Source organism: Yersinia kristensenii, assembly GCF_900460525.1.
Taxonomy (GTDB): Bacteria; Pseudomonadota; Gammaproteobacteria; order Enterobacterales; family Enterobacteriaceae; genus Yersinia; species Yersinia kristensenii.
The window spans coordinates 3755683-3776080 of the sequence record NZ_UHIY01000001.1 but is presented as its reverse complement, the minus strand read 5'-3'; the positions used below and the strand labels follow the sequence as shown (position 1 = coordinate 3776080).

Below are 20398 nucleotides of genomic sequence, written 5' to 3'. Positions count from 1 at the left end.
TATCTCATGAAATTCAGTGAACTTTGGTTACGCGAATGGGTAAACCCAGCCATTAGCAGTGATGATTTAGCCCATCAAATTACCATGGCCGGTTTGGAAGTTGATGGCGTAGATGCGGTAGCTGGCGAATTTAATGGTGTTGTTATCGGTCACGTTGTGGAATGCGGTCAGCACCCAAATGCAGATAAATTACGTGTAACCAAAATTGATGTTGGCGGTGAGCGCTTGTTGGACATCGTTTGTGGTGCACCTAACTGCCGCCAGGGTTTGAAAGTTGCGGTTGCCACGGTCGGTGCTGTGCTGCCGGGTGATTTTAAGATTAAAGCGGCTAAATTACGTGGCGAACCATCTGAGGGGATGTTGTGCTCTTTCTCTGAACTGGCTATTGCAGAAGATCACGACGGTATTATTGAGCTACCTGCTGATGCGCCGATTGGCGTTGACCTGCGTGAATATCTGAAGCTTGATGACAAAACCATCGAAATCAGTGTCACGCCAAACCGTGCAGATTGCTTGGGTATTATCGGTGTCGCACGTGATGTGGCGGTGTTGAATCAACTGCCACTCACTGAGCCAGATATCAAGCCGGTGGTACCATCTATTAATGACAGCTTCCCGATCCGCGTTGATGTTCCACAAGCTTGCCCGCGTTATTTGGGGCGCGTTGTGAAAGGAATCAATGTTAAGGCCGCCACCCCATTGTGGATGCGTGAGAAATTACGCCGCTGTGGCATTCGTTCAATTGATCCTGTTGTCGATATCACTAACTTTGTTTTGTTAGAGTTAGGTCAACCGATGCATGCGTTTGATTTAGACCGTATCGACGCTGAGATTATTGTTCGCCTGGCGGCTGAAGGTGAAGAGTTAACCTTACTGGATGGTACAAAAGTCAAATTGAATGCAGACACGCTGGTTATTGCCGATCAGCAGAAACCGCTGGCGATGGCGGGCATTTTCGGTGGTGAACATTCAGGTGTTAATGAAGAAACTCGCAACGTACTGTTGGAGTCCGCTTTCTTTAATCCACTTTCCATTACGGGCCGCGCGCGTCGTCATGGCCTGCACACCGATGCTTCTCATCGTTATGAGCGTGGTGTCGATCCGGCACTGCAACATAAAGCGATTGAACGCGCTACACGGCTGTTGATTGATATCTGCGGTGGTGAAGCCGGCCCGGTGATTGATGTGACCGCACCGGCAGAATTGCCAAAGCGCGCGACTATCACATTACGCCGTGAGAAACTGGATCGCCTGATTGGCCACCATATTCCTTCTGAACAGGTCAGCGATATTCTACGCCGCCTCGGCTGTCAGGTGACAGAAGTGGGTTCTGACTGGCAGGCAGTAGCACCAAGCTGGCGTTTCGATATGGAAATCGAAGAAGATTTGGTGGAAGAAGTTGCGCGTATCTATGGGTATAACAACATTCCAGACGTGCCTATTAAAGCTGATTTGGTGATGACGAAACACCGCGAAGCCAACTTGTCACTGAAGCGAGTTAAGACCGCTTTAGTCGATCGCGGCTATCAGGAAGCAATTACTTACAGTTTTGTTGACCCAAAAGTACAGGCGTTGCTGCACCCACAGCAAGATGCACTCATCTTACCCAGCCCAATCTCCATTGAGATGTCAGCAATGCGGTTATCATTGTTGACAGGTTTACTGTCGGCGGTGGTGTATAACCAGAATCGCCAGCAATCTCGTTTACGCTTATTTGAAAGTGGTTTGCGCTTTGTGCCTGATAGTAAAGCAGATCTTGGTGTCCGACAGGAGGTCATGCTGGCTGCTGTCATTACAGGTCACCGTTATGATGAGCACTGGGATTTGGCACGTCAGCCAATCGACTTCTATGATTTGAAGGGCGATTTGGAAGCAATTCTAGAACTTACTGGCAAATTATCAGATGTTCAGTTCCGTGCTGAAGCTCATTCTGCACTGCATCCTGGGCAGAGTGCTGCGATTTATTTATCAGGGGAACACATTGGTTTCATTGGTGTAGTTCATCCTGAACTGGAACGTAAGTTGAGTCTAAATGGCCGCACTGTGGTGTTTGAAGTGCAGTGGAATAAGCTTGCAGACCGCGCTGTGCCTCAAGCCAGCGAGATTTCGCGCTTCCCAGCAAACCGCCGTGATATCGCTGTTGTAGTGGCTGAAAACGTTCCCGCAGAAGATATTTTGGCAGAGTGTAAGAAAGTTGGCGCAAATCAGGTAGTTGGCGTAAACTTGTTTGATGTGTACCGTGGCAAGGGCGTAGCAGAAGGTTATAAGAGTCTAGCTATTAGTCTGGTGTTGCAGGATACCGCCCGTACACTGGAAGAAGAGGAGATCGCCGCTACTGTCGCAAGATGCGTAGAGGCGTTAAAACAGCGATTCCAAGCATCCTTGAGGGATTGAACCTATGGCGCTTACTAAAGCTGAAATGTCAGAACATCTGTTTGAGAAGCTAGGGCTTAGCAAACGTGATGCAAAAGATCTGGTTGAGTTATTCTTTGAAGAAGTACGTCGTGCTCTTGAGAATGGCGAACAGGTCAAACTGTCTGGCTTTGGCAATTTTGATCTGAGAGACAAGAACCAACGTCCGGGCCGTAATCCGAAGACGGGTGAGGACATCCCTATTACGGCGCGCCGTGTGGTGACTTTCCGTCCAGGGCAAAAGCTAAAAAGCCGGGTAGAGAGTGCCACTCCGAAAGAGTGAATTTTTTCCCGAAACAAAAGGCCGCGCAAGCGGCCTTTTTCTTGGGTTTAATCGATTGAAATATAACTATTTTATTTTGTTAGCTCCCACATTCTAACCGCAAATTAGGGCTATCTTCCCTGATGTGTGTTTCTGCCTTATCTGAGGCAGGCTTTCAAAAAACAATAAAGTTGATTTGAAATGGCATTTTCAAGATTAAGTCAATGGAGTCAAGTCTTAGCAACTTTGTACCAGCAGTTATGCGAATATAGTTCTGTTGGATGGGCGACAGTAATATTCTGATGCTACAAAAGATACTCGGTCACCCCAGCCTTTATAGAACCTCAAACTCAAGCTACACAGAGTTCCGGTTCAGCAACCGGGTACAGACTCAAAAATTACAGGTATAATCCCACAAATTATTCAAATGGTTTAGAAGCGAAGATGACAAAACTCACCTTACAAGAACAGATGCTAAAAGCTGGCTTAGTGACCAGCAAAAAAATGGCTAAAGTCCAAAGGACGGCTAAAAAATCACGAGTTCAGGCTCGTGAGGCAAGAGAAATTGTGGAAGAAAATAAGAAAGCACAAGTTGAGCGTGATAAACAGCTAAGCGAACAACAAAAACAAGCGGCTTTATCTAAAGAATATAAAGCACAGGTGAAGCAGTTGATTGAAATGAATAAAATCAGCCTAACAAAAGGCAATATTGGTTTTAACTTCACAGATAATAATTTAATTAAAAAAATAGTTGTGGATAAACTGACTCAAGCTCAGTTGATTAGTGGCCGTCTTGCTATTGCTCGTTTGGTTGTTGATAACAACGGAGAGAGTGAATACGCGATTATTCCCGCGAGCGTAGCCGATAAAATTGCGCAGCGAGATGCGAGCAGTATTGTATTAAATAGTGCATTGAGTCAGGAAGAGCAAGATGGAGAAGATCCCTACGCCGATTTTAAAGTGCCAGATGATTTGATGTGGTAATTAACGTTTTGCAGATACTTATTAATGAAAAGTCCTGAAGGGCTTTTCATTAATATTTTATGTTCAGCCAGCTAATGGAAGAATGCTGGATTACTCTGGAGTGTTGCCAACACTATTGCTGCCAGCCCGACTGCATTACCTCTTTCTGCTTACTTTCCAATTTGTCTCTGGAAGTAGAAAAAATAGTCACTACTTAAACCAATGTAGTAAACATGAGCAAGGATTTATAGCTGGATGGTGAAACACTCAATAACAGCGCATTTTACGTTAATATCATGTGTTGAATTATATTTCCCTTGCTATTTTAATTTGTGATTAAAAACATTCATAATGATAATTAAACATAAAACTAGTAACTATTAGTTATGTGTTAAAAAAGGCTAAGAACAGTAGAGAGTAAAAATAGGCAATATGAAATGATTGTATGGATTCCGTTAGCAATGTGCAATGAAATTGAAAATGGGAAATTATCCGATAGATAGACATTATTTTCACTGATATAAAATTATGAATGTTGAATAATACATTCGGATTAATATGAAAAAATATCTGCTGTTGTTAGGCATTTTGTCATTAATGCCGCTGATCGCGCAGGCTGATGTATCACTGGACATCAATATACCTGGGGTCAGTCTACATTTAGGTGACCAAGATAACCGAGGCTATTACTGGGATGGCTATGACTGGCGTCCACCACAATGGTGGCATGAACACCGTGGTGTTCATATCGGTGATCGCAGTGAACGCGGTTATTATTGGGATGGCGGGCGTTGGCAGCGCCCCGCTGAACATGATGGTCATAATCCATTCCGTGGACAGGAATATAGTGGGCATGGTTTTCATGGTAATCAGTCACAGCGCAATGAAAATAATAGACATGGTCAATTGGGTAATAATCATGATGTGGGTAACCCCGACAAACCGGGAGGGCCAAATAACTCAGGGAGTCAGAATAATAATGGTAGCCAGCAAGCTTACCCACCGAAAAATAATGGTTATCGCGGATAATAAATAACAGATATCACTCAGGTTGCCTCTGACATTAGGGGCAGCGCTAGCGTTTTCTCTCAATAAAAAAATCAATTTTTTCATGCAAAACTTCCCCTTATCCCTTGAACCTCTTACTATCATTGCTGAGCAATTAATACTAGCCCCTGATACTTATCAGGTATCTTCAGGTATATCCTGAGGCAATGGCCGAGGATGTCATGCAAACCAGTCAGTTATTTACCGCACTTCAACAACGACAGCAACAACATGATCGCCTTTATCTCAAAGGGCTGGTCATCATATTGTTTTCTGCATTTTTTATTAGCTTATGTGTCGGTGACATTTGGATTTGGCCTACTCAGTGGTTCAGCGAAACCGGGCAACTATTTGTTTGGCAGTTGCGTTTGCCTCGAGCATTGGCAGTGATGATGGTAGGGGCAAGTCTTGCTGTTTCTGGTGCTGTCATGCAGGCATTATTTGAGAATCCATTAGCAGAACCCGGCCTATTAGGGGTCGCAAACGGCGCCGGTGTTGCGCTGGTGATGGCCGTCTTATTGGGGCATGGGTTGCTACCAATCTGGTTTTTAAGCGCTTGTGCCATTGCGGGAGCCTTATTTATGACGGTACTTCTGCTGGCTTTTGCCCGCAGACGCTTATTAACCAATGCCCGATTATTGCTAGTTGGGGTTGCTTTGGGGATTGTTTGTAGCGCCATTATGACCTGGGCCGTTTATTTCAGCACCAGTTTGGATTTACGTCAATTAATGTATTGGATGATGGGCGGATTTAGCGGTATTGACTGGCGGCAACAAGGGTTAGTGCTCGCATTGCTACCTGTTGTCATTTGGCTCTGTTGCCAAGGTCATGTGCTCAATTTTATGTCTCTCGGTGAACAACAAGCTCGGCAATTGGGGATTTCTCTTCATCTATGGCGGAATTTATTGGTTCTCGCGATTGGTCTACTGGTGGGTATCAGTGTTGCCCTGGCGGGAGTGATCAGCTTTATTGGCCTGGTCATTCCCCATATTTTACGATTGACGGGGCTAACTGATCAGCGCCGGTTATTGGCGGGATGTGCCTTGGCAGGGGGAGGAATATTGTTATTAGCCGATGTTGTGGCGCGGATCGCCTTATTCTCGGCAGAGTTGCCGATTGGTGTGGTAACGGCAACCTTAGGCGCGCCATTATTTATCTGGTTGCTGACACGGGTGAACAGTGTAAAGTAATTGGCCTAACATGAGTTTATGTTTCTGTAGGTTTATCTGTTTATCATCGCTGAATAAGGGCTCCTCCTGATGAGTAATTCAATTTATTCCATCCCAGTAAAAACAATTGAAAGCCAATCAGTTAAACTGGAAAAGTATAAAGGCTCGGTTTTGCTCGTGGTCAATGTGGCTTCCCAATGTGGCTTAACCAAACAGTATGAAGGTTTGGAAAACCTGTACAAAACTTATCAGCAGCAGGGTTTTGAGGTGTTAGGATTTCCTAGTAATGAGTTTGCGGGGCAAGAGCCAGGCAGTGACGAGGAAATTCAGGCATTCTGCCGCGGTACTTTTGGTGTGGATTTCCCGATGTTTAGCAAAATTGAAGTCAATGGCCCACAACGGCATCCTTTATACCAGCAATTAATCTCAGCTAAACCTGTTGCTGTAAAACCTGAAGGCAGTGAGTTCTATCAGCGCTTAGCGAGTAAAGGGCGTGAGCCAAAGCAGGCTGGCGATATTTTATGGAATTTCGAAAAATTCCTGATTAGCCGAGAGGGTGTAGTTCTTGAACGTTTTGCTCCTGATATGACGCCAGAAGATCCGATTTTGATCGATGCCATTACTCGGGCCTTAGCTGTTCACTAAGTTGTTATGGATGAAAGAGTTATTTTGATGTTAATGCAACTCAGCAATGTCAATGTAGATACCCGTCTTGCTCCTTTTTCTACGCAAGTAGCTGCTGGGTTGCAAATTCATGTGATAGGCCCGAATGGGGCAGGGAAAAGTACGTTACTTGCTTCTTTAGCGGGCTTATTGCCCTCGGAAGGGGACATTACCCTCGCGGGGAAATCATTATCCTGCTATTTAGGGTATGATTTGGCTCGGTTGCGGGCTTATTTGCCTCAACAACAATCGGCTCTGATAATGATGCCGGTTTTTCAATACCTTTCCCTTTATCAACCTGCCGGTGTTCCCCTGGATGCCATTGCGGCTACCATTGGCTATCTTTGTGAGAAATTACGATTAACCGACAAGTTATCCCGCCTGTTGTCACAACTTTCTGGTGGAGAGTGGCAACGGGTGCGTTTGGCGGCGGTTTTTTTGCAAGCTTGGCCAGATATTAATCCTGACAGTAAGTTGTTGTTACTTGATGAGCCGTACACCGGCCTTGATGTCGCACAAAAAGTGGCATTGGACAGTTTGCTGCGCGAGTTCTGTTCTGCTGGTCGCAGTGCAATAATCAGTGCCCATGACCTTAATCACACCTTGCAACAGGCTGACCAGGTTTGGTTAATGGCGCGTGGCAATGTGCTGGCCCAAGGCAGGACTCATCAGGTGATGGAACCCCATCTTCTCTCGGAGGTATTTGAGGTGGATTTCCAAATACACAGTTTTAATCAACAGAGTTGGATCATTACAAAAAGTTTTTAATCGTAAAATTTGTTAATTATTCTTAGATTACCCCCACCAATAACTGGGCTTTATCTGTCGTCTCTATTCCGATACTTCCTCCCTGATAGAGACAATTAATCGTGATCCCAACCGCGTCATTATGCTTTTTTATTAGATTGAATTTTCTGAAAAAAACGATAAATTCGACTTGAAATAATGACGCCAAATACTACGGCAAAAAAAATCCTATCTTAAGGTTTATTTAAGGTTAATAAACTAGACTTCATATTCAGCCAAGCATGTATCTATCTGAGTAGTGTTTAGTTTCCGTTAACTTATAGGGGCATATAGTTCCCCAAAGTGCCAAGTATCCTAGGGATTTCTCAATGCAGAATTTTTTGCCTTTTTCTCGTCCGGCGATTGGTACGGACGAAATTAACGCGGTAGTAAAAGTGCTAGGCTCCGGTTGGATTACCACAGGCCCTCAGAATCAACAGTTGGAAACCGATTTTTGTGCCGCATTTGGCTGCAAACATGCGGTTGCTGTCTGTTCGGCTACCGCAGGTATGCATATTACGTTAATGGCGCTGGGGATTGGCCCAGGTGATGAGGTTATTACGCCATCTCAGACGTGGGTCTCAACCCTTAATATGATTGTGTTGCTGGGTGCTGAACCGGTAATGGTTGATATCGACCGTGACACCTTAATGGTGAATGCTGCGGATATTGAAGCAGCAATTACACCGAAAACCAAAGCCATTATTCCCGTGCATTATGCAGGGGCACCCTGTGACCTCGATGCTTTGCGTCTGATAGCCAAGCAATATGGCATTCCATTAATTGAAGATGCGGCTCATGCTGTCGGTACGCGTTATAAAAATCAATGGATTGGTGAGAAAGGTACCGCTATCTTCTCTTTCCACGCTATCAAAAATATCACTTGTGCTGAAGGTGGTTTAATTGCCACTGACGATGATGAGCTGGCAGCCAGAGTGCGTCGGCTCAAGTTTCATGGCTTAGGGGTTGATGCCTTTGACCGCCAAATCCAAGGCCGCAGCCCGCAGGCTGAGGTTGTTGAGCCGGGATATAAATACAATTTATCGGATATTCACGCCGCCATTGCGGTCGTTCAACTTGGGCGTTTACCTGAAATCAATGCCCGTCGGCAAGAACTCGTGGCTCGTTATCATGCGGCATTAGCTAATTCGCCCTTGCAACCATTAGCTGTTCCCCATTATGCCCATCTACATGCCTGGCATCTTTTTATGGTGCGAGTTGATGAAGAACGTTGTGGTATTGACCGGGATTCACTGATGGCGCGCCTGAAAGATGCCGGAATAGGCACCGGGCTGCATTTCCGAGCTGCGCATACCCAAAAATATTATCGTGAGCGTTATCCGCGCCTTAACTTACCGAATACTGAGTGGAATTCCGCCAGATTATGCACATTGCCCCTTTTCCCCGACATGCTAGACAGCGATGTTGATCGGGTAGTTGATGCATTGGCAACAATTATAGGGTCGCACCGTGTCTGAATGTGAAAAAATCAAGAAAGTCTCAATCGTTATTCCTGTTTATAACGAGCAAGAGAGTCTGCCAGCATTAATAGAAAGAACATTGGCCGCCTGTAAATTACTAACGCAACCCTATGAAATTATTCTGGTTGATGATGGCAGTAGTGACAGTTCCGCCGAGCTTTTGACGGCAGCAGCGAGTGAGCCAGAGAACCACATCATTGCTGTTTTACTCAATCGTAATTATGGACAACATTCCGCCATTATGGCGGGGTTCAATCAGGTCAGCGGCGATTTGGTCATTACACTTGATGCCGACCTGCAAAATCCCCCGGAGGAGATCCCCCGGCTGGTTAGCGTCGCAGAAGAGGGTTATGACGTCGTGGGCACTGTACGTGCAAACCGTCAGGATTCTTTGTTCCGCAAAACGGCTTCACGCATGATCAATATGATGATTCAACGTGCCACCGGGAAATCAATGGGGGATTATGGCTGCATGCTACGTGCTTATCGCCGTCATATCGTTGAAGCAATGTTACACTGTCACGAGCGTAGTACCTTTATTCCTATCTTGGCAAACACCTTTGCCCGTCGCACGACTGAAATTACCGTACATCATGCAGAACGTGAGTTTGGCGATTCTAAATATAGCCTGATGAAGCTCATCAATCTGATGTATGACTTGATTACTTGCCTGACAACAACGCCATTACGTTTATTAAGTCTGGTGGGCAGTGTCATCGCACTTTCTGGTTTCACTCTTGCCGTGTTGTTAGTGGTTTTACGTTTAGTATTCGGCCCTGAATGGGCTGGCGGCGGCGTATTTACGCTGTTTGCTGTGTTGTTTATGTTTATTGGTGCCCAATTTGTTGGTATGGGATTACTCGGTGAATATATCGGTCGTATTTATAACGATGTGCGTGCGCGCCCACGTTATTTCATACAGAAAGTGGTCAGCGCTGAGCAGACCGAAAATAATCAGGAAGTAGAAAAATGAAAGCGATTGTCTTTGCCTATCATGATATTGGCTGTGTCGGCCTGAAAGCTCTTGTTGAAGCAGGTTACGATATTCAGGCAGTATTTACCCATACTGACTCTCCTGGTGAGAATCGCTTTTTCTCTTCTGTGGCCAAAGTGGCCGCAGATTTAGAGCTACCTGTATTTGCGCCAGAAGATGTTAACCATCCGCTGTGGATTGAGCGCATTAAGCAATTACATCCCGACGTTATTTTCTCTTTCTACTACCGCAATATGCTCTGCGATGACATTTTGTCATCGGCACCCCGTGGCGGCTTCAATCTACATGGTTCTTTATTACCGAAATACCGTGGGCGAGCGCCGATTAACTGGGCTTTGGTCAATGGTGAGACTGAAACCGGTGTGACCTTACACCAGATGGTGAAGAAAGCCGATGCAGGCCCGATCGTCGGTCAACATAAAGTCATTATTAGTGAGACAGATACCGCCTTAACGCTACATGCAAAAATGCGCGATGCCGCCCAAGAATTGCTGCATGACTTATTGCCTAAAATGAAAAACGCGTCATTGCCTCTGCTACCCCAAAAAGAAGCCGACGCCAGCTATTTTGGCCGCCGGACGGCGGACGATGGCGAGATTTTTTGGCAAAAATCAGCATTAGAAATCAATAATCTGGTGCGCGCAGTGACCGAACCTTATCCGGGGGCATTCAGTTATCTTGGACAACGTAAATTGATCGTCTGGCGCGCGCGTCCACTCAATACTGTTCATAGCAAGCTACCCGGCACTGTACTGTCAACATCTCCATTGGTTGTAGCTTGTGGTGAAGGCGCGCTGGAGATTATGACGGGTCAGGGGGAGGACGGGTTATATGTTCAAGGGCACCGTTTGGCACAAGAGATGGGGATTGTCACTGACGTCCGTCTCGGTAACAAACCAAGTAAAATCCTGAAAAGGCGTACCCGGGTATTGATATTGGGTGTCAATGGTTTCATTGGTAACCATCTGACTGAGCGTTTGTTACGTGATGATCGCTACGAAGTTTATGGCTTAGATATTGGTTCTGATGCCATCAGCCGGTTCCTGGGCAACCCTAATTTTCATTTTGTTGAGGGTGATATTAGTATTCATTCCGAATGGATTGAATATCACATTAAAAAATGTGACGTTATTTTGCCTTTGGTGGCGATTGCGACCCCTATTGAATATACCCGTAACCCGCTGCGTGTTTTCGAATTAGATTTTGAAGAAAACCTGAAAATCGTTCGTGATTGCGTTAAATACAATAAACGGATTGTCTTCCCATCCACCTCCGAAGTGTATGGTATGTGTGATGATAAGGAATTCGATGAAGATACTTCACGACTGATTGTTGGGCCGATTAATAAACAGCGTTGGATTTACTCGGTCTCCAAACAACTGTTAGACCGTGTTATCTGGGCTTACGGTGCGAAAGAAAACCTGAAGTTTACCCTGTTCCGTCCATTCAACTGGATGGGGCCGCGTTTGGATAATCTTGATGCAGCCCGCATTGGCAGTTCCCGTGCCATTACGCAGCTTATTTTGAATCTGGTCGAAGGTTCCCCAATTAAACTTGTCGATGGTGGGGAGCAAAAACGCTGCTTCACAGATATTCATGATGGTATTGAAGCATTATTCCGTATTATTGAGAATCGTGATGGTGCGTGTGATGGACAGATAATTAATATCGGGAACCCAACTAATGAAGCCAGTATTCGTGAATTGGCGGAAATGTTATTAAGCAGTTTCGAACAACACGAATTACGCGATAAATTCCCGCCATTTGCTGGCTTTAAAGATATCGAAAGCAGTGCATATTATGGGAAAGGCTATCAGGATGTAGAACATCGCACGCCAAGTATTCGCAATGCGCGTCGTATTTTACAATGGCAACCAGAAATTACTTTGCAGCAAACTGTCACGGAAACTTTGGACTTCTTCCTGCGTGGCGTTGTTATTGAGCAGAGTGTTAATGAGCAAAACCAAACCTCGAAGGATGAACATCAGGTATGAAGCAAGTTGGCCTGAGGATTGATGTAGATACCTACCGTGGAACGAAGGAAGGTGTGCCGTCACTGCTTGCTGTGCTGGAAAAATATGATATCAGTGCCAGTTTTTTTTTCAGTGTTGGGCCGGATAACATGGGGCGCCATTTATGGCGCCTTTTCCGCCCCCGTTTCCTGTGGAAAATGCTGCGTTCTAATGCTGCTTCGCTTTATGGCTGGGATATCTTGCTGGCTGGGACGGCTTGGCCGGGCAAACAAATCGCTAAAGATTTCGGCCCGTTGATGAAAGCAACTTTACAGGCGGGGCACGAAGTTGGCTTACATGCCTGGGACCATCAAGGTTGGCAAGCTAAAGTCGCCTCTTGGTCAGAACAGCAATTAACCGCGCAGGTGCAATGGGGCGTTGATGCATTACAAAAAAGCATTCAGCAGCCGGTTACCTGTTCTGCTGCGGCGGGTTGGCGTGCCGATGAACGCGTTTTGGCAGTAAAGCAGTTGTTCTCATTCAGCTATAACAGTGATTGCCGTGGTACTCATCCTTTCCGCCCATTGTTACCTGATGGTAGCGTGGGCACTGTGCAAATTCCCGTCACTTTACCTACTTACGATGAAGTGGTGGGCAGTGAGGTTCGGGCCGAAGACTTTAATGATTTCATTCTGAATACCATTTCACACGACAGCGGTGTGCCGGTTTACACTATTCATGCTGAAGTCGAAGGGATGTCACAGGCATTAATGTTCGAACAATTATTGATTGCGGCGCAGGAGCGCGGTATTCAATTTTGTACTCTGAGTTCACTATTACCCGAAAATCTGGATTCACTCCCTGTTGGCAAAGTTGTACGAGCTGCTTTTCCAGGGCGAGAGGGGTGGTTAGGGTGTCAGTCAGATATAAAGGATATGCAATGAGGCTGTTAAAAGGAAGTGGCGCTGCGCTGCTGGCATTGTTTTTTGCTCTGGTTTATCTATTGCCGATTAATAGCCGTTTATTATGGCAGCCTGATGAAACACGTTATGCTGAAATAAGCCGCGAAATGTTACAGCGTGGCGACTGGGTTGTTCCGCATTTACTGGGGATTCGTTATTTTGAAAAACCTATCGCGGGATATTGGTTCAATAATATTAGCCAGTGGATCTTTGGTGATACTAATTTTGCCGTACGATTTGGTTCAATATTTAGCACCGCCCTGAGTGCTGTTTTAGTTTATTGGCTGGCAACGTTATTATGGCGTAACCGTTCCACATCGTTTTTAGCGGCATTAATTTACCTCTCCATGTTGTTGGTATTTAGTATAGGTTCTTATGCTGTACTGGATCCGATGATTTCATTATGGCTCACTGCATCGATGGTCTGTTTTTATCTCACGCTGAGAGCAGAAACAGCCAAACAAAAGGCAGGTGCTTACCTCCTCCTTGGTTTGGCCTGCGGTATGGGCTTTATGACCAAGGGGTTTCTGGCATTGGCCGTGCCAGTTATCTCGGTATTGCCGATTGTCATACAGCAAAAAAGAGTAAAAGAGCTGATTGTTTTTGGCCCAATAGCCATTGTCGGTGCGGTAATATTGAGCTTGCCATGGGCATTAGCTATTGCTCAACGTGAGCCTGATTTTTGGCGCTATTTTTTCTGGGTCGAACATATTCAGCGATTTGCAGAGAAAGATGCTCAGCATAAAGCCCCTATTTGGTATTATCTGCCTATTTTGTGTCTGGGTGTCTTGCCTTGGTTGGGGTTATTACCTGGAGCCTTATTGAAAGGGTGGCGCGAACGGGTTACACGGCCTGAGTTATTCTTTTTGCTCAGTTGGGTATTAATGCCGTTGCTATTTTTCAGTGTGGCTAAAGGAAAACTTCCAACTTATATTTTACCGTGCATGGCACCGTTATCTTTATTGATGGCCGCTTATGCTACTGATTGTGCCGAGAAGATGCGCATGCGGGCATTAAAGATTAATGCTGCGATAAATCTCGGCTTTGGGTTTATCTGTGCACTGGCTATCTTGATTATTGGCATGGGGTTTGTCGCTCATCTGGTGGCGTATGAACCCCACGAACATCAAAAAGCCATCCTGGCGGCAATTGCCTTTGCCGGATGGGGGATCGTCGGTTTTGCTACTCTGCGTAATAATGCACGCCATTGGCGCTGGGCTGCGGCTTGCCCATTGCTGTTTATATTGCTGGTAGGTTATCTGATCCCGCAACAGGTCATTGACTCCAAACAGCCGCAGAACTTCATTCGGAATAATTTTGATGAACTTAATAGCAGCCGTTATGTAGCAACTGACAGTGTGGGTGTCGCGGCTGGACTCGCGTGGGAGCTAAAACGTAGCGATATTCTGATGTTTAGCGAGAAGGGCGAATTAGCTTATGGGTTGGCCTATGCTGATAGTCAAAGTCACTATATCAGTAGCGAAAATTTCAGCAATTGGTTGGTTGAAGCTCGCAAGCAGGGGGATGTTTCACTGGTGGTTCAACTATCTCGCGATGAGAAAATACCGAATAATTTACCTGCGGCAGATAAAGTTAACCTGATGAATCGCTTAGTTCTTTTGTGGTACAAGAAAACACCATGACCCACTACTTGTTATTAATAATGGTCAGTTTATTGACCTGTGCGGGGCAGTTGTGTCAGAAACAAGCTGCGCAATGTTGGGCCTTGCCGCGAGAAGAACGGCTGGCCCCGGTATTGCGTTGGTTGGCTGGTGCCGTGTTGTTACTTGGTTTGGGGATGTTGCTGTGGTTACGTTTACTGCAACATTTACCTCTGAGTGTGGCTTATCCAATCCTCAGTTTTAATTTCGTATTAGTGACTTTGGCCGCTCAGCTGTTTTATGGTGAGAAAGCGACTTCTCGCCATTGGTTGGGGATTGCATCCATTATGTTTGGCATTCTTTTGATTAGTTGGCATTTATGAAAGGGTATGGCTGGGGAATAGGAAGTGTGCTGTTGGTGACGGCAGCCCAATTAATACTGAAATGGGGCATGATGAATACCCCATTAATGTCATTGGCTGATATTAATGGGCAATTCTTATTCAATCACCTGACACAATTAATCGCCGTTATTTGCGGGCTGGCGGGATATGCTTTATCAATGTTGTGCTGGTTCTTTGCACTAAGATATTTACCGCTCAATCGTGCGTATCCACTATTAAGCCTCAGTTATGCATTGGTTTATTTAGGCGCTGTATCACTCCCATGGTTTAGTGAATCCGCAACTTTACTGAAGACATTGGGCGCGGGCTTAATTTTGTTGGGCATATGGTTGATTAATACAAAGCCAATAAAAAGAGATTGAAATAACTATCCAACTGATATTAGAGCAATAAAGTTCAATATATGGCGACTTTATAGATGTGATGCTCCGGGATAGCCTTGAGTAATGAAAGTCACCAGCACACCCGCAATTTGAAAGATGGCGGGTATAACTTGTTTTTTCCAAACTCGATAGTTAAATTACCTTACTGATATCCTTCATTAGCAACTAGCTGATTGTATAGTAAATTGGCTAAGCTTTATCTTGGTGAATTATCGATGCGGATACGTTTCTGGATCTTTCTAGTCAGTATTATCCTTGCAGGCTGTAGCAGCCATGCTCCGACACCAAGTGGTCACTTGTCTGATTCTATTGTGGTAGTTGCAAAACTGAATGAACAACTGCGTCAGTGGGAGGGTACGCCTTATCGTAATGGCGGGTTAGACCAACGCGGCGTTGATTGTTCTGGCTTTGTTTACCGCACATTCCGCGATCGTTTTGACATGCAATTGCCTCGCACGACTATTGCGCAAACCACGTTAGGCACGAAAGTCTCCCGTGATGAACTGATGCCGGGTGATTTAGTGTTCTTTAAAACCGGCAGCGGACAAAATGGATTACACGTTGGGATTTACGATACTAATGATGAATTCATCCATGCTTCAACGAGCAAGGGTGTCATTCGCTCATCACTAGAGAATGTTTACTGGAAACGGGTGTATTGGCAAGCGCGCCGTATGTAAGCATCCCCCCTTCACCCTTGCAGCCGCAGGGGTGTTAGCCATTCTCACTCTCATTCACCCGAACCTAAAGATATCTATGCCGGTTATGTTATCTTAGTGGCTGCTTATTTTGGTTCGGAGCCGCGCTTATGTCATCCCTTCGGTTACTCATTTCTGATTCCTATGATCCCTGGTTCAATTTGGCGGTAGAAGAGTGTATTTTCCGCCAGATGTCGCCGGATCAGCGGGTTCTGTTTTTATGGCGTAATGCCAATACCGTAGTCATCGGCCGCGCACAGAATCCATGGAAAGAGTGTAATACCCGCCGCATGGAACAAGATGCTGTGAAACTGGCCCGGCGTAGCAGCGGCGGCGGGGCGGTATTTCATGATTTGGGTAATACCTGCTTTACTTTTATGGCCGGTAAACCGGAATACGATAAAACGATATCAACGCAAATTATTCTGAATGCATTGGCTTCTCTTGGCATTCAGGCCACGGCATCGGGCCGTAATGATTTGGTCGTGGTCAAGAATGATGGTGAGCGCAAAGTCTCCGGCTCAGCTTATAAAGAAACCAAAGATCGTGGTTTTCATCATGGGACGTTATTACTCAATGCCGATCTCAATCGTCTGGCTGATTACCTCAATCCCGACCCGAAAAAATTGCAGGCCAAAGGCATCACATCGGTACGGTCGCGGGTGACTAACTTGGTGGAGTTATTACCGGGTATTGACCACGAAAAAACCTGTGCCGCCATCCAACAGGCTTTTTTCAATTACTACGATGAGAAAGTTTCCGCAGAAATCATCTCTCCACAAGCCCTGCCCGATCTGCCCGGCTTTACTGAACAATTCGCCAGGCAAAGTAGCTGGGAGTGGAACTTTGGTCAGGCCCCGGCGTTTAGCCATTTCGTCGATACTCGCTTTATCTGGGGCGGAATTGAACTGCATTTTGATGTATTACACGGTGCAATTGATCGCTGCCAAATATTTACTGACAGTTTGAATCCGGCTCCGTTAGAAGCCCTTGCTGAACGATTACAGGGCGCGGCTTATCGGCCCGATGCCATTAATGCGGTTTGCTTGCAATTAAGTGATGATTTTCCTGAGTCACAAGCTGAACTGTTACAAGTTCGCCATTGGTTAGCGGAGGTATTACGCTGATGGATATGGATGATAAAACACCTCAATTTAATAACAGTTATGGGCAGCAATTGAGCGGTTTTTATACTCATTTGCAACCAACCCCTTTAAAAGGGGCGCGGCTGCTTTATCACAGTGAGCCGCTTGCCAGGGAATTGGAGCTTGATGCCAGTTGGTTCACCGCCCCAAAAGCGGCGGTATGGGCGGGCGAAACGCTGCTACCCGGCATGGAGCCCTTGGCGCAAGTGTATAGCGGCCACCAGTTTGGCATGTGGGCGGGGCAATTGGGGGATGGGCGCGGTATTTTACTGGGAGAACAACAGCTTAGTGATGGCCGCCATATGGACTGGCATTTGAAAGGGGCCGGTTTAACACCCTATTCCCGCATGGGGGATGGGCGGGCGGTATTGCGCTCCGTGGTGCGCGAGTTTTTGGCTTCTGAAGCTTTGCACCATTTAGGGATTCCGACCAGCCGCGCGTTGACCATCGTGACCAGCGACCATCCGGTTTATCGCGAGCAAGCAGAGCGGGGGGCGATGCTATTACGGGTGGCTGAGAGCCATGTGCGTTTTGGCCATTTCGAGCATTTCTACTACCGCCAGCAGCCCGCTCAAGTTAAACAGCTCGCCGATTATGTTATCGCGCGACACTGGCCGCAGTTAGTCGGGCAAGAGGACAGCTACTTATTGTGGTTTACGGATGTGGTTAAGCGCACAGCACGGCTAATGGCGCATTGGCAGACAGTGGGTTTTGCTCATGGTGTGATGAATACCGACAATATGTCGATACTGGGCATCACCATGGATTATGGCCCATTCGGTTTTCTTGATGATTATGCCCCCGGCTATATATGCAATCACTCCGATCATCAAGGGCGTTATGCTTTTGATAATCAACCTGCGGTGGCATTATGGAACCTGCATCGGCTGGGGCAGGCGTTGTCTGGTCTACTGACCGCAGAGCAATTGCAGCGCGGGCTGGCGGCCTATGAGCCAGAATTAATGGCGGCTTACGGCCAGCAAATGCGCACCAAATTAGGCTTCTCTGAGCGTGATAGTCAGGATAATGACTTATTGACCGGGTTATTGAGTTTGATGATCAAAGAAGGGCGGGATTATACCCGGACTTTCCGTTTGCTGAGTGAGGTGGAAATACACTCCGCGCAATCGCCATTGCGGGATGATTTTATCGACAGAGCCGCTTTTGATAGTTGGTACAGCCGTTATCGCGCGCGTTTGCAACAGGAGTCGATTGATGATGCGCAGCGCCAGCAAATGATGAAAGCGGTGAATCCTCACTATATATTGCGCAACTATTTGGCACAGCAGGCGATTGATCACGCTGAAAAAGATGATATTCAGCTCTTGCAACGTCTACATCAAGCCTTGCAGCAGCCTTTTGCTGATCAACCTGAATTTAATGATTTAGCTGAATTGCCACCGGAGTGGGGTAAGCATCTGGAAATTTCCTGCTCCAGTTAGTTAGAATAGGTGGCAGGCGAACTTCCCCGCCACCCGAGCTTTTTTCCTATTTTTCTCTCAGTGAAATGCTGCTGCGGTATGAAGTTGCTTGAGAACATCCGGGGTGTGTAAGCCGAACCCCAGTAAAGCCATGTCATCAAGCACCAGCAGCCGTTTTTGTTTACCTGCTGGCGTGAGAGCCAGGCCGGGTAACCGCCAGACATTCTCTACGCCATTGAGCGCCGCTACGCCATGGGTGGTGACAATGAGTAAATCAGGGGAACTAGCGATGATCCCTTCTTGGGATAGAGGGCGATACCCGCTAAATTCCTCAATGGCATTTTTCAGTCCCGAAGCCTTGAACATGCTGTCAGCTGCGGTGTCTACCCCCGCCGCTAAGGGCGGAATTCCTGCATGAATCATGACAAATAAGGCTTTCACTGGCAGCGGGGTTGCGACCACGGCGGCTAATTGCTGTTGGTAATGCTGAATCAGCTGTCGGCCTTTCTCTTCCTGCTCCACAGCGGCGGCAATCAATCTTATTTTATCTATCACTTTTGCTGGCGATTTGTCTGCCGGAACAAAGACAAGCTTGGCTCCGTATTCCCTCACTTGACTCAATGCCCTTGACGGCTCGGCGCGTGCGGTGCTCAACACCAATGTGGGTTTCAAAGCAATAATGCCTTCCACATTGAGCAGCCGCATATAACCCACATCAGGTAGCGTTTTCAGTGCCGCGGGATTCAGGCTAGTGCTGTCACGGGCCACAATGCGGTCACCGACACCTAATGCGTAGGCGATTTCAGAAACGTCTCCGCCAATGGTTACAATACGCTGTGTGGCAAAGCAATTTATTGAAATAACATATATGAATGAAATGACAAATCTAAGTGAAACGACCCATTTAAATGCCGCCGCCGATTTATTCATCCAGTGCACCTATTGCAATCAACTCAGCTAATTGGTCATGCCATATATTTTGCTCGGGTTGACCTTCGCTGCGCTGACCAAAGATCTGCAAAATATGCTTACCTTGCTTATCAAGTAATTCCAGACTCGAGACAAACCCCTCTTTGGTCGGCTTGCGTGTCACCCAACTTTCGGCGATAGCTAATTGATTTATGTTCAAATTAAACTGAGGGTCACTCACGGTTACCCACAAGCTGTCAGCGGATTTTGCCTTCTGCGAAATCTTCAATTGTTCAATGACCCCGGTGAATATTTGCATGCATCCACTGTTGCCAACGAAGATCATTATTTCATTTTGATCAGTGTGTGCGGCGTTAAGTATTTGTATTAACGCCTGATTTGTCACCTGACAAGCTAAGTCATCACCGACTGCCCGAAAAGCGTGTTTGCGAGTGATGTTATGGCGCTTTAACAACATAAAAAATTGATGAATATCAGTCAGTTTTCGCCATTCAGTATCAATAATGGTGTTATCGATGTGAGATTGGGGGATGGCGGCCTCATCGGCTGGCTCTATGGTTAGAGGAGCGTTATTTACCGTGCGATACTTGGCGACCAATGTTTGCCAAGCGTCCTGATTTGTTTCCTCGGTACAATAGATTTGATGAATGGCATTACCTTGAAAATCAAAGCATTGGATACTCAATTGCTCACCGGATGCGGTGGTTTCGCGCAGACTGAAAATAGTGCTCCAATGGCGAAAAAACAGTCTTAAATCCAGTGCGCGCGGGTTAAGGAGCAAGCCCAGATGGCCATGTAACCGCAAGTTCTGATATTCACCCGTAAGCTCATGTACTGCATGTGGGTTACGGGTGATTGAGCGGGTCACACCGACATTTTCTAACTCGGTCAGCAATACGCTGGCGCTGATATCCAAGCGTTCTGCATCCTCACCTACCCGGACATGGGCCAGTTCGGCTTCGCTGACATTCAATTTTTGGGCTAAATCACGAGTGGACAGTTCCGGGTGAGCTTGCTGAGTGTTGAGGTAACGTTGGGACAGTGTTATTTCCATTAATTTGTTCCTTGATAATGTAGTGCCGCAGCGTGTGACGCTGCGGCAGGGTTCCAGAGAGCCAGTTAATT

Annotated in this window: 19 protein-coding genes; 17 read left to right on the top strand and 2 right to left on the bottom strand. The window is 46.4% G+C overall.

What is annotated here, in order from left to right; translation table 11 throughout:
- Nucleotides 1-6: 6 nt before the first annotated feature.
- The 17 genes from pheT (at nucleotide 7) to DX162_RS17215 (ending at nucleotide 18364) form a co-directional block, all read left to right on the top strand.
- A complete protein-coding gene (pheT, locus tag DX162_RS17295) occupies nucleotides 7-2394 on the top strand; it encodes a phenylalanine--tRNA ligase subunit beta (RefSeq protein WP_004393359.1) in 2388 nt (795 codons plus the stop codon).
- Nucleotides 2395-2398: 4 nt separating this feature from the next.
- The gene (gene ihfA, locus DX162_RS17290; RefSeq protein WP_002211830.1) at nucleotides 2399-2695 is read left to right on the top strand and encodes an integration host factor subunit alpha; all 297 of its coding nucleotides are present in this window, start codon (nucleotides 2399-2401) and stop codon (nucleotides 2693-2695) included.
- Nucleotides 2696-3118: 423 nt separating this feature from the next.
- A complete protein-coding gene (locus DX162_RS17285; RefSeq protein WP_004393360.1) occupies nucleotides 3119-3658 on the top strand; it encodes a DUF2058 domain-containing protein in 540 nt (179 codons plus the stop codon).
- Nucleotides 3659-4195: 537 nt separating this feature from the next.
- Complete coding sequence (locus DX162_RS17280; protein ID WP_004393361.1) at nucleotides 4196-4666, top strand: DUF2502 domain-containing protein; 471 nt, start codon at nucleotides 4196-4198, stop codon at nucleotides 4664-4666.
- Between the two features lie 200 nt (nucleotides 4667-4866).
- Entirely contained in the window at nucleotides 4867-5874 is a 1008-nt protein-coding gene (btuC, locus tag DX162_RS17275) for a vitamin B12 ABC transporter permease BtuC (RefSeq protein ID WP_032821174.1), read from the top strand.
- 69 nt (nucleotides 5875-5943) lie between these two features.
- Nucleotides 5944-6498 carry a glutathione peroxidase gene (locus DX162_RS17270; protein ID WP_004393364.1) on the top strand — a complete coding sequence of 185 codons (555 nt, stop codon included), beginning with the start codon at nucleotides 5944-5946 and terminating at the stop codon, nucleotides 6496-6498.
- Nucleotides 6499-6525: 27 nt separating this feature from the next.
- Nucleotides 6526-7284 (top strand): vitamin B12 ABC transporter ATP-binding protein BtuD, encoded by a 759-nt coding sequence (btuD, locus tag DX162_RS17265; protein WP_032821164.1) that lies wholly within the window; start codon nucleotides 6526-6528, stop codon nucleotides 7282-7284.
- Nucleotides 7285-7631: 347 nt separating this feature from the next.
- The gene (gene arnB, locus DX162_RS17260; protein ID WP_004393366.1) at nucleotides 7632-8780 is read left to right on the top strand and encodes a UDP-4-amino-4-deoxy-L-arabinose aminotransferase; all 1149 of its coding nucleotides are present in this window, start codon (nucleotides 7632-7634) and stop codon (nucleotides 8778-8780) included.
- Nucleotides 8773-9756: an undecaprenyl-phosphate 4-deoxy-4-formamido-L-arabinose transferase gene (gene arnC, locus DX162_RS17255; RefSeq protein WP_032821165.1), complete on the top strand. Its 984-nt coding sequence runs from the start codon at nucleotides 8773-8775 to the stop codon at nucleotides 9754-9756. Before arnB ends, arnC begins: the two co-directional genes overlap by 8 nt.
- Complete coding sequence (gene arnA / locus DX162_RS17250) at nucleotides 9753-11771, top strand: bifunctional UDP-4-amino-4-deoxy-L-arabinose formyltransferase/UDP-glucuronic acid oxidase ArnA (protein WP_032821166.1); 2019 nt, start codon at nucleotides 9753-9755, stop codon at nucleotides 11769-11771. Before arnC ends, arnA begins: the two co-directional genes overlap by 4 nt.
- Nucleotides 11768-12673, top strand: a complete 906-nt coding sequence (gene arnD, locus DX162_RS17245) for a 4-deoxy-4-formamido-L-arabinose-phosphoundecaprenol deformylase (RefSeq protein ID WP_098080841.1) — start codon at nucleotides 11768-11770, stop codon at nucleotides 12671-12673. Before arnA ends, arnD begins: the two co-directional genes overlap by 4 nt.
- Nucleotides 12670-14334: a lipid IV(A) 4-amino-4-deoxy-L-arabinosyltransferase gene (gene arnT / locus DX162_RS17240; RefSeq protein WP_032821167.1), complete on the top strand. Its 1665-nt coding sequence runs from the start codon at nucleotides 12670-12672 to the stop codon at nucleotides 14332-14334. Before arnD ends, arnT begins: the two co-directional genes overlap by 4 nt.
- Nucleotides 14331-14675 (top strand): 4-amino-4-deoxy-L-arabinose-phosphoundecaprenol flippase subunit ArnE, encoded by a 345-nt coding sequence (gene arnE / locus DX162_RS17235; RefSeq protein ID WP_032821168.1) that lies wholly within the window; start codon nucleotides 14331-14333, stop codon nucleotides 14673-14675. Before arnT ends, arnE begins: the two co-directional genes overlap by 4 nt.
- The gene (arnF, locus tag DX162_RS17230; protein WP_032821169.1) at nucleotides 14672-15058 is read left to right on the top strand and encodes a 4-amino-4-deoxy-L-arabinose-phosphoundecaprenol flippase subunit ArnF; all 387 of its coding nucleotides are present in this window, start codon (nucleotides 14672-14674) and stop codon (nucleotides 15056-15058) included. Before arnE ends, arnF begins: the two co-directional genes overlap by 4 nt.
- Nucleotides 15059-15294: 236 nt before the next feature.
- On the top strand, nucleotides 15295-15759 hold the full coding sequence (locus DX162_RS17225; RefSeq protein WP_032821170.1) for an NlpC/P60 family protein: 465 nt from the start codon (nucleotides 15295-15297) through the stop codon (nucleotides 15757-15759).
- Between the two features lie 128 nt (nucleotides 15760-15887).
- The gene (locus tag DX162_RS17220) at nucleotides 15888-16904 is read left to right on the top strand and encodes a lipoate--protein ligase (protein WP_115155879.1); all 1017 of its coding nucleotides are present in this window, start codon (nucleotides 15888-15890) and stop codon (nucleotides 16902-16904) included.
- On the top strand, nucleotides 16904-18364 hold the full coding sequence (locus tag DX162_RS17215; protein WP_004393327.1) for a protein adenylyltransferase SelO: 1461 nt from the start codon (nucleotides 16904-16906) through the stop codon (nucleotides 18362-18364). The genes DX162_RS17220 and DX162_RS17215 overlap by 1 nt, the downstream gene beginning before the upstream one ends.
- Nucleotides 18365-18421: 57 nt before the next feature.
- Here the strand turns inward: DX162_RS17215 and DX162_RS17210 are convergent, their stop codons facing one another.
- Nucleotides 18422-19273, bottom strand: a complete 852-nt coding sequence (locus DX162_RS17210; RefSeq protein ID WP_032821157.1) for a heme/hemin ABC transporter substrate-binding protein — start codon at nucleotides 19271-19273, stop codon at nucleotides 18422-18424.
- Nucleotides 19266-20327, bottom strand: a complete 1062-nt coding sequence (locus DX162_RS17205) for a hemin-degrading factor (RefSeq protein WP_004393329.1) — start codon at nucleotides 20325-20327, stop codon at nucleotides 19266-19268. The genes DX162_RS17210 and DX162_RS17205 overlap by 8 nt, the downstream gene beginning before the upstream one ends.
- Nucleotides 20328-20398: the final 71 nt, after the last annotated feature.